A 14850-nucleotide genomic window follows, 5' to 3' on the forward strand; every position below is an offset into this window, starting at 1 on the left:
ATAGATCGTATAACAATACATGATTTGATGTGACATCATTACACTCTACAATTCAGCCAAGTAAAGGGGCGTATCGCTTTGGAACAATTCAGACTTCCTAAAATACCGATGCCGGCGCTGGAGATGCCGCAGGCGATCCAGGACGTAATTAAAGAAGCCGAGCAGAAGCTGGCCCACCGGCCGAAGCTGCTGCAGCTGTTCAAAAACTGCTTTCCAAATACGCTGGAAACGACGACTAAGCTGATGGATGACGGAACGACCTTCGTCATTACAGGAGACATCCCGGCCTCCTGGCTGCGCGATTCCGTGGAGCAGGTCGTCCATTACGTGCCTTTTGCCAAGGAAGACCAGGATCTGCAGCGCATTATCGGCGGATTGATCAAACGCCATGTTCACTACGTCTTGATCGACCCATACGCCAATGCGTTCAATGAATCGGCCAATGACTGGCACTGGAATACGACGGATGAAACGGACATGTCCCCATGGGTGTGGGAGCGCAAATTCGAGATCGATTCGCTGTGCTTCGTCATTCGTCTGGCGTACCTGTACTGGAAGGAAACCGAGCTGACTGATATTTTCGATGCCAATTTCAAAAAGGCCATGCGCGCTATCATCGACGTGTTCAAAACGGAGCAGCGCCACTTCGAGAAGTCTCCGTACCGCTTTACGCGCAACAACGGCATCCTGACCGACTCCCTGCGCAATAACGGAATGGGCATGCCGGTTAACTACACAGGTATGATCTGGTCGGGCTTCCGCTCCAGCGACGACGCTTGCGACTTCCATTACAACATTCCGGGCAATATGTTTGCGGTCGTGGCGCTGCGCCAAATGCAGGAGTTCGCCGAATGGGTCTTCCGCGACATGGACATGCTCGCTGAGCTTAAAGAGCTGGAGATCGAAGTCAACTACGGTATTCAGCTGTACGGCATTTACCGCCATCCGCAGTTCGGGCCGATTTACGCGTACGAGACCGACGGCTACGGCAACTACTGCCTGATGGACGACGCCGGTACGCCGGGCCTGATGTCCATCCCTTACTTGGGGTACACAACGGCGGACGATCCGATTTATCAAAATACGAGACGGTTTGCGCTCAGCAAAGAAAATCCGTTCTACTTCGAGGGCAAAGCGGCCAAGGGCATCGGCAGCCCGCACACGCCGGAGGACTATATCTGGCATATGGCCTTGTCCATGCAGGGATTGACCGCGCAGACGGCCGAAGAAAAGCTGGAGATGATCGCCATGCTGGAAGCGACCGATGCGGATACAGGCTTTATGCATGAAGGGTTCCACGCTGACGATCCGACCGTCTTTACGCGAAAATGGTTTGCCTGGTCCAACAGCCTGTTCTCCCAGCTCGTGTATAAGGCCATGAAGGACGGTCTGCTATGAGCCGGCATATCATCATACTATGCGATACGGATTTCCCGGCTGCGGGCAAGCTCCCGCAGGCCGGAGACTTCCAGCATGCCGCAGAAGTGGCGGTCGTTCGCGCCGAAGAACTGGCTGATGCGCTTCGCGGAGTAGATCAAGGTTGTTTTGTCAATTTGCACGCGCCTTATTTTCCAAAGGCTGCCTGGACGGAAATTTCCGCCTTCCTGCATCGGGGAGGCAGCCTGATCAGTGCAGGCGAGGCGCCTTTTAAAATTCCTGTGGTACGGGATAACGGGTCTTGGGTTTTGGAGACCGAGCAAACTGCCTATCATCAGGAACTCTATATTCACGAAGCGCTGCGGGTGGACACAGGCAAAGTCACGAAACTCGCCGTATCGGACCGCATCCCGCTGCTGAACGGCCAAGAAGGCCTGTTTGAGCTGGCAGATGCCTGGAACCTGGTGCCGCATACGACCAAAAGCGCCGATTTGCCGCAGCAGATGGGCTCAGCCGGCCCGATGAGCACGCAGATCTATCCGCTGCTTACCGGCCTCAGTGCCGAAGGGCGCGAGATCGCCGCGCCGGTCGTGCTGTGGGAGAACTCCCGCGTGACGTTCGCGGGCTCGCGCTGGATGTTCGTGTTCCTGCCGCTAACGGAAGCATTCTGGAACGGCAATGGCGCTGCGCACCTGGTCGACTGGGCGCGTTTCTGCGCCCGGGGCGTGACCGAGCTGTCGCTGAAGCCGAACTACGCTTCGTACGAAGCCGGGGAACACGCGGTGCTGACGCTGCAGACGCAGATTTTACAGCGCGGGGAATCGCGCAGTGCGGCGCCTGAGCTGTGGAGCTTCGAGCTGGAAGTAAGCCATGAGGGCGGAAGCGGAGAGGCCTGGAGCCACCGGTTCCAGGCGCAGGTGACGAAGGAGCAGAACTTTGTGCGCATTCCGGTGCCTCTGGCCTTGAAGAGCGGGCTGTACCGCATCGTATGCCGCGCAGAGGGACCGGACGGCGAGATTCGCGTGCTGCGCCAGGGCTTCTGGGGCCGTGACGACCTCCTTCTGGCCGAGGGTTCGCCGATTACCCGCAGCCGCGACTATTTCATCAAAGACGGGCGGCCGCTGCCCGTTGTGGGCATGACGTACATGACGTCAGATGTAGCGCGCAAGTTCCTGTTCCTGCCGAACGTGGACGTATGGGAGCGGGACATGGCCCAGATGGCCAAAGCGGGCATCAACTGGATCCGGACCGGCGTCTGGACGGCTTACCGGAATATTATGCAGGTTGACGGCCATGCCTCGGAGGAAGTGCTGCGCGCAATCGATGCTTTCTTCCTGACGGCCAAGCGCCACGGCCTGCAGGTGACGTTTACGTTCTTCTCCTTCACACCGGAAACGTGGGAAGGGCTGAACCCTTATCTCGACCCGCAGAGCGTTGAGGCCCAGAAACGCTTTATCCGCAGCATCGTCAGCCGACATACGGCCACGACGCATGTGGACTGGGATTTGATCAACGAACCGTCGATGTTCGATCCGCCGCGGATTTTCTCGGAGGGGCCGCGTTCCGCCCGGGATCCGTTTGAGCACCAGGCGTTCGTGGAGTGGCTGGAGCGCCGCCATGGCGATATCCGCAGCCTTCAGGAAGCATGGAACATGACACCGGACCAGCTGCCCGACTTTGCTTCGGCATCCATTCCGGAAGCGGAAGAGATCAACTTCGACGTGCAGGATATGCACAAAGCCAAGAAGGGAACGAGATGGCTCGATTACTGCCTGTTCTCGATGGATATGCACAACCGGTGGGCCGAGCAGCTCGTCGGCACGATCAAGGAGCTGTGCCCTGACCATTTGGTCACCGTCGGGCAGGACGAAGCGCTCGGCGCCCAGCGCCCATCTCCGTTCTTCTATGAGCAGGCCGTCGATTATACGACAGTGCACTCCTGGTGGTTGAACGACTATCTGGTATGGGACGGCATCTTCACCAAAACGCCGGATAAACCGAACCTGATTCAGGAAACCGGCATTATGTACGTAGAAACGCCGGACGGCCGCGCCAAGCGGTCCGAAGCCGAGCTGCGCAGCATTCTGGAGCGGAAATACGCCTACGCCTTCTCTACCGGGGGGGCCGGTGCGATCCACTGGATCTGGAATACGAACTTCTATATGGATAACGCCAACGAATCTCATATCGGAGCGCTCCGCGCCGATGGCACGGAGAAGCCGGAAGCGGACGTATCCTACGACTTTGGACGCTTCATCGCGGCCACGCGGGACTTGTTTACGGACCGGGAGCTCGAGGACATCGTCGCCGTCTTCCCGTACTCCAACGACTTCTCAAACCGAGCATTTGCGTTCCAGTCGACGACGCGGCTGACCCGGCTGCTGGCCTATGACCTGAAGCTGCCGTTCCGTGCGGCGTCGGAATACCATCTGGACGCGCTGCGGCAGAAGGCGCCGAAACTGATCCTGCTGCCGAGCCCGCATAACATGGACAGCCGGGCGCTGGACGAGCTGCTGGAGCTCGTCCAGGAGACCGGCGCGACGCTGCTCGCCACCGGCCCGTTCGGCCTGGACGCCTACTGGCGTCCGACGACGCGCCTCGACGCCGTTCTCGGCGAGCGCCGGCTTGCCAATGTGCGCCGGGAGGAAATGCTCGGCGTGAACGGCCGACTGCTGCCGGTATCCTTCGGGCACCGGCGGATCGCCGAGGTGGCGAAGGAAGTCCCGGCCGCAGCTGCAGGGACTGGCGCAAGCATGGACGCGCTCGTGGACGTGCCGCTGGGCAAGGGCCGGCTCATTTGGAGCCCGCTGCCGCTCGAGCTGAACGGCCGGGACGAGCCGATCCTTGAGCTGTACCGGTACGCGGCTGCCGCAGCCAGCGTTGAGCGTGAGCTCGAGTGGTTGGCCGGCGGGGACCTGCCTGGTGTGTACGGCCGGAAGCTGAGCTTCAAGGACGGCAGCCTGTACGTGTTCGTCTCCGAGTACGGCTGGGATGCCCCGGTACAGGTCAAGGACCCGCAGACCGGAGCCGTCTACAGCTTTACGCTCGAGAGCGACCGCAGCGTGTTGTTTGCCGCCGACCGGGAGGGCCGCATTACGGCCGTGTACCGGCCAGATGAGGTTGACATCCAAGTAGACTAAACACATTGAGTTTATTTGTACAATAAGGTGTAGGCGATCGTCCGGAGCTTTTGCAGAGGTGGGGCCATCGGAGCAACGGGAGGGGCATCAAACCAATCCTTACAGGGCAGGGGAAAAGGATAATTTTGGTGCCGGATTCAGGGATCCTGCCCCTTTTCACTGCTGTACCGGAGGCAAGGCTTCTGTCCACTGTGAATGGACACTTGTTTTTAGGAGCCAGTGTTATTCCGGCAGGAAGCTCGCGGTCTTATTGGGCAAAAGGGCTTTTGGTAGCAATAGCCGGCTTTTGAATGTTGGGCCTCTGGTGTCCTCCTATTTGGGAAGTTCTTTGGGATTGATCACCAAAACTGGGCAATCGGCAGGGGTTTTTTATAAACTTTTAATCGAAGGTTCAGGCCTGCAGAAATCGTCTGATGTACGGATCGCCAAATTTTTTTCTTCTATTATATATAGGTTATATTTAAGACTTACTTTGAATGTTAATTTGTACACGATGGATGGACACTTGCGGAAGGAGATGATGATGTCCGTAAGTCATCCATGCCAGCGTCCGGCCATCCATGACAGTGCAAATTTATCCAGGGCAGGGTTTGGCTATAAGCTGGACCTTAGCCCAATATGTTGATCTGCAAGCAGGGGATGAGAGTTCCGATCGGGAACAAGCCGCCCAAGGAAAGGAGACCCGATTTCTATGTCAAACAAGCCAAAACGAACGGCGCATATCATCTCCCATACTCACTGGGACCGGGAATGGTATTTGCCCTATGAAAAACATCATGTCCGTCTCATCCGTCTGATGGATGTGCTGATGGATACTTTGGAGAACGATACGGAGTACAAGAGCTTTTACCTGGACGGGCAAACGATCATTTTGGAGGATTACCTTCAGGTGCGTCCCGAGCAGAAGGAACGGCTTGAAAAATACATCCGCGAAGGCCGCATCTTCATCGGCCCGTGGTATATTTTGCAGGATGCGTTCCTGACCAGCGGCGAGGCCAACATCCGCAACATGCAAATCGGCCATAAGGACGCCCGCCGTTATGGGCAAATTTCCAAGGTGGGATATTTCCCTGACACCTTTGGCATCGTCGGCCAGGCGCCGCAGCTGATGCGCCAATCCGGCATCGATAACGCCTTGTTCGGCCGCGGCGTCAAGCCGACCGGCTTTAACAATACCGTTGCCGACTCTGAATATGAGTCTTCCTTCTCGGAGCTCATCTGGGAAGGTCCGGACGGCTCCAAGGTGCTCGGCATTCTGTTTGCCAACTGGTACAGCAACGGCAACGAAATTCCGGCCGATCCCGAAGAGGCGAAGGCGTTCTGGGACCGGAAGCTGGCGGATGCGGAGAAGTATGCGTCGACGCCGGAGCTTCTCTTCATGAACGGCTGCGACCACCAGCCGATCCAGACGGATTTGGCTGAGGCGCTGGAGACTGCGCGTAAGCTGTATCCGGACACGGAGTTCGTTCACTCGAACTTCCCGCAGTATTTGGAATCGGTCAAAGGCCATCAAGAAAACGAGCTGTCCGTCGTGCGCGGCGAGCTTCGTAGCCAGCGGACCGACGGATGGGGAACGCTTGTGAACACGGCGTCTGCCCGCGTATATCTCAAGCAGATGAACCAGCAAGGCCAGGCGCTGCTGGAAAAGGTAGCCGAGCCGCTGGCGGCGTATGCCCACCTGACCGGTCAGGCCTACCCGCACCATCTGTTTACGTATGCATGGAAAACGCTGATGCAGAACCATCCGCATGACAGCATCTGCGGCTGCAGCGTCGATGAGGTTCACCGCGAGATGGTAACCCGCTTTGCGAAGAGCCGCGACGTGGCGGAATCGATCATTGAAGACAGCAAGCGGGCGGTGGCCGATGCGGTGGATACGTCATCCTTCGCGCAGTATGGCGAAGATGCGCTCCCGTTTGTGGTGTTTAACACTACCGGATGGGAGCGGACCGGCACCGTATCCGTCGAGCTGGACGTACAGCGTATTTACTTCCGCGACGGCATCCCACTGGATGAAATCAGCCGCCGGATTCAGACGCTCGAGCTTGGTGAGCGCGTGGTGCTGGACCCGAGCGGAAAGCCGGTGCCTTTTACGCTCGAGGATCTGGGCCAGCGCTTCGGCTACGATCTGCCGGATGACCGGTTCCGTCAGCCGTATATGGCGCGTGCCGTGCGAATTACGCTGCAGGCGGACGCCGTTCCGGCGCACGGACTTCGGGCGTACGCACTCGTGTCCGGCCAGGCAGCGGCGCAGCACTCGGACAATGCTTCAGCATCGCTGATCACCGGGAACAACGTGATGGAAAATAGCATCCTGCGGGTAGCGGCTCAGCCGAACGGAACCCTTACGGTAACCGACAAGCGAAACGGACGCGAATACCGTGACCTGCTCGTTTACGAGGATACCGGGGACATCGGCAACGAATACATGTACAAGCAGCCTGAAGGTGAAGCCCCGCTGACGACGCGCGATGTGCAAGCATCGATCCGGGTTGTGGAAGATACGCCTTACCGCGCTACGCTCGAAATCGTTCATGACTGGGAGGTACCGGCATCGGCGGATGAGCTTCTTCAGAAGGAGCAGATCGAAGTGGTCTACTATCCGGAGCGCAAAGCTCAACGGGTGAAAGAAACCGTGCCGATGAAGATCCGTACCCTGGTACGCCTGGAGAAGGACGGCAAGGGCGTTAAAGTGGAGGCCTCGTTTAACAACCAGGCCAAGGATCACCGTGTCCGCGCATTGTTCCCGACTGACATTGAAGCCAGCCGGCACCGCGTGGACTCCATGTTTGAAATCGTGACACGGGATAATCAGCCCGCGATCGAATGGCAGAATCCGAGCAACGCCCAGCACCAGCAGGCTTTTGTCGATGTGAGCGGGGAGACAGCCGGCCTGGCTGTAGCCAACCTCGGCTTGAACGAGTATGAAGTGCTGCGGGACGGCCGGAATACCATCGCGGTCACGCTGCTGCGTTCGGTCGGAGAATTGGGCGACTGGGGCTGGTTCCCGACGCCGGAGGCTCAATGCCTTGGCGAACATGCCGTTCAGCTTGAAATCATTCCGCATGACGGCCGCGGGGAGGAGTCCGGAGCTTACGCGGAGGCCTACCAATTCCAAATTCCGTGGACAAGCGTGCAAACCGGAATCCATACCGGCGAGCTGTCTGCGGTACATGCTCCTTTTGTCTGGAGCGGTGAGGGAGTCGCCTTCTCGGCGTGGACCGTTAACGAGGATTCCGGAGATCATATGCTTCGCTGGTACAACATGAAACAGCAGCCTGCCAGCCTTCGGTTAGAATGGCCTCAATCGGTGAGCCGTGCGTATAAAACGACCATTCTGGAAGAGACGGAAGGCGCTTCGGTAGAACAGCTGTCTGAGTCTTTGGAGCTGGAAGCGGGACCTTGCGAAATCGTAACGATAGGTATTGAGCGCTAGTATGTTTAACTTGCTGGAGTAATTTAGTATTCGTAGATTTATTCAAAAAGTGATTTATAATAGGGGTGTGAGGGGGGCTTTTTCCCCCTCCGGCAGCCCCGGCGCCTTGACAATTCAAACAATTCAATTCCCATCTATTTCCCAGAATTACCCGCTATTTTTATAATTGACAGATGATTTATGTTCCAGTAAATTTGAACGTAATCAATTGTTGATTTGCAAGAGATGACGCGGAAGATTCCTATGCTGTTAGCCTGTGGCTTCCATAATTTACAAGAAACCTCACTATCATGTCACAGAACCTAACATGCATTTTTATGTATTCTTAATGTAAGCGGTTTATACTTTGAACATTTTGAAAACTTGGATGTTCCAGACGTCAAACCTTCCTGTTTTTAACATTTAAATTTGGTGAAAACGGATCGCCTCTTTCATCAAAATCCCATTGATACAGCTAATATTCAGCCATTTTAAAAAATATATTAAAACCGCCTAAAAAAAATATTGACGTGATATTAATTTACACGTATTATTTACATTAAATTTATTAGGAAGTTTTAACCATTTCACATATAGTCCTTTTTGCTGATTCAAATTGACCGATGGTCATTTAAAGCATTAATGCTTTATTGCGCTATAATGCACTGCGCGTCCACGTCGCGGAATCAACCGTCCTTTATTGCTGTACGATCCCGCATCGGTCCTGCCTTACTTCTGGATATATTATTTTTTAATATATTGCTTTACCTTGCTACCGTCGTCTTGTTGCAATATGAAAGGTCTACAAGAGGGGGAATTGTTTCAACGTCATTCGGGGGTCGGTTACGGTAACCGAAGTAGGTGTAAAGTCCCTAATGGTTTTCGCGGCCAGATTCGCTTAAGACCATTGGAGAGGTCTTGGGTTGTTCTCGTATCTTATGCGGGACGCCATTATTTTTCAAATCATAAAGGGGAGGAAAATGGTACATGACAAGCAAGAAAAAATGGCTCTCATTACTCGTTTCATTATCGGTAGTCAGCACGCTGTTCGTAGGATGCGGCAGCAAGGATGAAGCAAGCAGCACACCTAAAGACGAGGGGAACAAAGAATCGTCTACGAATACGGGTACGGAAGGAACGAAAGAGGCGACCGGTCCGGTGGACGGCGGAACGCTGACTTACGGAAGCTTTTCCGACATCGTTAGCGTAAACCCACTGTTCGTTCAAGATACAGCTTCTGGTGATGCTGCGGAGTTCATGTATGCCAAGCTGTATGACATTAACCGTACAGGTGAAGTCGTAGCCGAGCCTTGGTCTATTGCCGCTGAGCCGATGACGATTTCCGAAGATGGACTTACGTATACCATCAAACTGAAAGATTCGGCGAAATGGAGCGACGGCGAAGCGATTACGGCCGACGACGTCGTCTTCACATTCAATTCGATTAAGGACCCTAAAGTCGGATCCCCTGGAATGTCCGGATTTGACAAGGTAACGAAAATCGAGAAAGTGGATGACCTTACCGTTAAAATTACGCTGAAACAAGTCTACGCTCCATTCCAATATGTTTTGTCTACCCAAATCGTTCCGGAGCACATCCTGAAGGACGTTAAGCCTGAAGAGCTGCAAAAGAACGTATACGGAACCGATCCGGCCAAAACGGTATCCAGCGGTCCTTGGGTATGGAAAGAGTGGAAGCAGAAGCAGTACCTTTCCTTCGAAAGAAACCCGAACTACTGGGGTCCTAAACCTCATATCGACAAGATCGTATATAAAATCTATGCCGACCAAAACACAGAAGTTCAAGCCCTTATCAAAGGCGACGTTGACCTTCTGGGCGGTATCCCGGTAACTCAAGTCGACGCCGTGAAGAGCAGAGACGGCTTGACCGTTATCCAGGAGCCAGGTCCGCAATACGAGTACCTCGGATTCAACTTCAACCCGGACAACTTCAAGGACAAATTCGTTCCTTGGGCTGGACAAAAAACAAGACAAGCGATCGCTTACGCGCTTAACCGTCAAGGCATGATCGACAACGTTCTGAAAGGCACAGGCAAGCTGATGAACGCTCCGTTCCTGCCAGGTTCCTGGGCAGATCCGGGCGATGCGGCAGTCAACTATGCCTTTGATCCGGAAAAAGCGAAGCAGCTTCTGGCTGAAGACGGATGGACTGCAGGCAGCGACGGCATCCTGACGAAAGACGGACACCGTTTCTCCTTCGAACTTCAATACAACTCGGGTAACAGCCGCCGTGAGCAAGTGGCGAGCGTAATCCAGCAAAACCTGAAGGATGTTGGTATCGAAGTGGTGCCAAAAGCGCTCGACTTCGCTGCATGGGTTGACCAAAACCTGACTCCAGGTAAATACCCGGCAATCCTGATGGGCTGGTCCCTGAACAACCCGGATCCGGACGGAGAAACGACGTTCAGCTCGAAATACTTCCCGCCGGCTGGTCAGAACCAAGGTTTCTATAAGAACGAAAAACTCGACAAGCTGTGGGAAGAAGGAACGGCTGTCGTAGACCAAGAGAAGCGTAAAGAGATTTACAAACAAATCGGTCAAGAGATTTCGACGGACCTTCCATACGTGTTCATGTACCAATACGGTACGCCAACCGCGTATAACAGCAGCAAGGTGAAATTTGCGGAAGAGGATGCTCCTGAATCCTCCCTGGCTTACGGATACTTCTTCCACCTGATCAACTGGTGGGTAGACGCAAAATAATAGACAACATAGGAAGTAACAACGGTGCTAGAGGGGGAGGAAACTTCCCCTCCACCCTTTTTTGTGTTTAAAAAAGGATGATGGTTAGGCGTCCGTGTCCGTATCATCTCTAGGAGGATCAACAATGACTGAATACTTCATCCGCCGCTTACTGCAATCCATTCTTGTACTCTTTCTGATCTCTTTGGTTGCATTCGGCCTTATTCACGCTGCGCCAGGCGGTCCAACACAGATGATGATGGCCCCTGGAGTATCACCCGAAACCGCAAAGATCCAAGCCCATAACCTGGGTCTGGATAAGCCGGTTCCTACCCAGTATGTTATTTGGTTGACGAACATGCTGAAAGGCGACTTGGGTCACACGTTCAAAAACAACCTGCCGGTTGGCGAAGTGTTGTGGCCAACGGTTGGCAACACGATCAAACTGATGGCGTTCGCCTGGTTTATCTCACTGCTCATCGCCATTCCATGGGGGATTTATAACAGTACGAAAGTGTACGGCATTTCCGACCAGACGGCTAACTTTGTCAGTTACATTGGCTTTGCAATGCCTGCGTTCTGGTTCGGGATCATCCTCCAGGAATTGTTTTCCTTAAAACTAGACTGGCTCCCGCTGTCCGACATGTACGACATGGATAAGCAAGGGAATTTCGGCAACCTGCTGTATCACTTGATTCTGCCTTGCTCCGTCTTGGTGCTTGGTTTCTTGGCCTCATATTCCAAATACGCGCGTTCCAGTATGCTTGAAGTGCTGGAGCAGGACTACATCCGTACGGCCCGTGCGAAGGGCGTGCCTGAGCGCAAGGTCATTTTCCGGCATGCGCTGCGTAATGCTTTGATTCCGATCATTACGATCATTGGCCTGGATCTGCCGATTCTGGTCGGCGGTGCGACGCTGACGGAAAGCGTGTTTAACTGGCCGGGCATGGGACGTTTGTTCGTCGAAATGGCCCGTTCGCGTGAGTATTCCGTGTTAATGGCGATTACGCTCATTACTGCTGTGGTCGTCGTTGCCGGTAACTTTATCGCTGATATTCTGTATAAGATCGTCGATCCACGCGTGAAACTTGGAAGTAAAGGAGGAAAATCGGCATGAGTGACATGAACATCGAGACAGCTCCTAATGTTCAGGCATCTGAGCATCCGGAACCGGCCAGCGCGCCACTTCCCCCTTCCAAGAAGCCTCCGGGCCCGTGGATGACGGTCGTGAAGAAATTCCTTCGTAATCCTTATGCCGTAACCGGGCTTATTGTTTTGCTCTTTTTTGTCGTGATATCGGTACTGGCAAACGTTATTTCGCCTTACGACCCTGCTAAAATCGATCTGATGAACTCCAACTTGAAGCCAGGCACTGGTGATCACCTTCTGGGCACAGACGAACTAGGTCGAGATATTTTCTCAAGACTGCTGCACAGCGGTCAGATTTCCCTGACGGTCGGATTTTCCGTCGCGGCCATTTCCGTCATCATCGGTACATTGGTCGGCGCGATTTCCGGCTTCTTCGGCGGCTGGATCGATACGATCTTCATGCGTCTGATTGACGTCATGAACTCGATACCGACGCTGTTCCTGAACATTCTGGTCATGGCGATTTTCGGAACGAAAATCCAATATATGATCATGATTTTGGCCTTTACAAGCTGGATGGGCGTGGCCCGTCTCGTTCGCGGTACGTACCTGCAGCTTCGTGAAATGCAGTACGTGGAAGCTGCCCGTGCTATCGGGGTTTCCAGAACAGGTATTATTTTCAGGCATTTGCTTCGTAACGCAAGCTTTCCGATTATCGTAAACGCCACCCTGATGGTAGGGGGCGCGATTCTTTCCGAGTCCGGATTGTCCTACCTGGGTCTGGGTATCCAGGCACCGGCCACAAGCTGGGGACTTATGCTGAGCAACTCGCAGGAGTTTATGCTGATTGACCCGTTGCAGGCCATTTATCCAGGGGTTTGTATCCTGGCGGTCGTGCTTGCCGTCAACTTCATCGGCGACGGTATCCGCGATGCGATGGACCCTAGACAGAAGAAGAAGATTTCCCGGAGGAGGCTGGACAAATGGCGGAAAAACTACTCGAAATCCGGAATCTGACCACGGCATTTATGTCCGAGAATGGTTTCGTCAAGGCGACGGACCGGATCTCACTCAATATCGAAAAAGGACAGACGCTCTGCCTCGTCGGCGAGTCCGGCAGCGGAAAAAGTGTTACCTCTTTATCCATCATGCGTCTGATAGATTATGCAGGGGGCAGTATACTGGAAGGTAACATCCGGTTTAATGGCGACGACCTTGCAACTAAAGAGCAGGACCAGATGAGATCGATCCGCGGCAACAAGATTGCGATGATTTTCCAGGACCCGATGTCTGCGCTTAATCCCGTCTTTACCGTGGGTGAGCAGATCGCGGAGAGCCTGCGTCTGCATCAGAACAAGAGCCACAGCGAAGCCTGGAAAGAAGCCATCGAGCTGCTTCGTCTGGTAGGTATACCGGCTCCGGAAATGCGAGCCAAGCAGTACCCGCACGAGTTGTCCGGCGGTATGTGTCAGCGCGTCGTCATCGCGGTGGCACTGGCCTGCAAGCCCGAGCTCTTGATTGCGGATGAACCGACAACCGCATTGGACGTAACGGTACAGGCACAGATTCTGGAACTGCTTATGAAACTGAAAGAAGAACTCGGTATGGCCATTCTGCTGATCACGCACGATATGGGCGTGGCTGCGGAGGTGGCTGACCATATTGCCGTTATGTATGCGGGCTCGATCGTCGAACAGGGAACAGTGGAAGAGATCTTCTCTAACCCTTCCCACCCATACACGGTTGGTCTGCTGCAGTCCATTCCGGGATTTGAAGGCAAACGTGGCAACGAATTGTATACGATCAAGGGCACCATCCCTGGTCTGGGCAACCTGCCGAAAGGATGCCGCTTTAACCCGCGCTGTCCGCATGTGATGGATAAATGCCGTCAGGTGGAGCCGGGGGATATTCAGATCGGTGAAGAACACAGCACGAAATGCTGGTTGTACGAAGACAAGGATCGTAACGGAGTTTCGGTAAGCGGTGGAATAGGGGGAAATGCCAATGGCTAAGAACTTGATCGAAGTAGAGCACGTGAAGAAGTATTTCCCTATCCATAAAGGACTGCTGAACCGCGTTGTGGGCAATGTCAAAGCGGTCGACGACGTGTCCATTACGATCCGCGAAGGCGAAACCTTTGGACTCGTCGGCGAGTCCGGATGCGGCAAGTCGACGCTGGGCCGGGTCATTTTACGGCTGCAGAACGCTACTGCTGGTGCCGTTAAATTTAACGGGCGCGATATTCATTCCATGGGCTCCAAGGAATTGAACAAAATGCGCGAGGAAATGCAAATTATTTTCCAGGATCCGTTTGGTTCCCTGAACCCTCGTTTCTTGGTCAAGGATATTATCGGCGAACCGCTGAAGGTCCATACGAAGATGTCTTCTTCGGAGATCGAAAAGCGCGTCATTGAGCTGATGGAGCTGGTCGGTTTGGACGCTTCGCGCCGGAATCGTTATCCGCATGAATTTTCCGGCGGTCAGCGCCAGCGGATCGGGATCGCCCGCGCCATCGCCCTGAATCCGAAATTTATCGTGGCCGACGAAGCAGTATCGGCGCTTGACGTGTCGGTCCAGTCGCAGGTCATCAACCTGCTGATGAAGCTGCAGCGCGAAATGGGCCTGACGTTCCTGTTCATCGCCCACGGCCTGAACGTCGTCCGGCATATTTCCGACCGCGTCGGCGTCATGTACCTCGGTAAAATGGTTGAGGTCGGCGAAACGGAAGCGCTGTACGCCAACCCGCTGCATCCTTACACCGCGGCGCTTCTGTCCGCGATTCCGAAGCCGTCGCCAACGAAGAAACGCAACCGGATCGTCCTTCAGGGCGATGTGCCGTCTCCGGCCAATCCACCGTCCGGCTGCCGATTCCATCCACGCTGCCCGTTTGCTCAGGAGAAATGCAGCCAAGTGGAACCAGCCCTGACGGAAGTGCTTCCTGGGCGCCAGGTGGCCTGCCACTTCCCGATCGGCGTGGAAGGCGGTTCGGACCTGAACAGCCTGAAGTAATATTGTATTCGATGATTAGAGCTCATATGCTGCGTATACAGGAAGGATTGGGGTCCTTCTGAGCGTTCCATATACAGCCCTGCCTGCGGTGTTCAGCCGAGGCGGGGCTTTTTTTGA

The 14850-nt window shown here is 54.4% G+C and carries 8 protein-coding genes; all 8 read left to right on the forward strand.

Annotated features, from left to right (window positions below; all coding sequences use genetic code 11):
- Positions 1–78 precede the first annotated feature (78 nt).
- Positions 79–1398, forward strand: coding sequence for a glycoside hydrolase family 125 protein (locus ABID47_RS21605; RefSeq protein WP_354499779.1), 1320 nt, complete (start codon positions 79–81; stop codon positions 1396–1398).
- Positions 1395–4517, forward strand: coding sequence for a beta-galactosidase (locus ABID47_RS21610; RefSeq protein ID WP_354499781.1), 3123 nt, complete (start codon positions 1395–1397; stop codon positions 4515–4517). Before ABID47_RS21605 ends, ABID47_RS21610 begins: the two co-directional genes overlap by 4 nt.
- A gap of 691 nt (positions 4518–5208) precedes the next feature.
- Complete coding sequence (locus ABID47_RS21615; protein ID WP_354499783.1) at positions 5209–7953, forward strand: alpha-mannosidase; 2745 nt, start codon at positions 5209–5211, stop codon at positions 7951–7953.
- Between the two features lie 966 nt (positions 7954–8919).
- The gene (locus tag ABID47_RS21620; RefSeq protein ID WP_145162290.1) at positions 8920–10656 is read left to right on the forward strand and encodes a peptide-binding protein; all 1737 of its coding nucleotides are present in this window, start codon (positions 8920–8922) and stop codon (positions 10654–10656) included.
- Positions 10657–10780: 124 nt separating this feature from the next.
- Positions 10781–11752 carry an ABC transporter permease gene (locus ABID47_RS21625; protein WP_076172462.1) on the forward strand — a complete coding sequence of 324 codons (972 nt, stop codon included), beginning with the start codon at positions 10781–10783 and terminating at the stop codon, positions 11750–11752.
- Positions 11749–12741, forward strand: a complete 993-nt coding sequence (locus tag ABID47_RS21630; protein ID WP_076172460.1) for an ABC transporter permease — start codon at positions 11749–11751, stop codon at positions 12739–12741. The genes ABID47_RS21625 and ABID47_RS21630 overlap by 4 nt, the downstream gene beginning before the upstream one ends.
- The gene (locus tag ABID47_RS21635; RefSeq protein WP_145027543.1) at positions 12708–13736 is read left to right on the forward strand and encodes an ABC transporter ATP-binding protein; all 1029 of its coding nucleotides are present in this window, start codon (positions 12708–12710) and stop codon (positions 13734–13736) included. The genes ABID47_RS21630 and ABID47_RS21635 overlap by 34 nt, the downstream gene beginning before the upstream one ends.
- Positions 13729–14733 (forward strand): ABC transporter ATP-binding protein, encoded by a 1005-nt coding sequence (locus ABID47_RS21640; RefSeq protein WP_354499786.1) that lies wholly within the window; start codon positions 13729–13731, stop codon positions 14731–14733. The genes ABID47_RS21635 and ABID47_RS21640 overlap by 8 nt, the downstream gene beginning before the upstream one ends.
- Positions 14734–14850: the final 117 nt, after the last annotated feature.

It is taken from the genome of Paenibacillus favisporus, from assembly GCF_040545415.1.
GTDB classification, from domain to species: domain Bacteria; phylum Bacillota; class Bacilli; order Paenibacillales; family Paenibacillaceae; genus Paenibacillus_AQ; species Paenibacillus_AQ favisporus.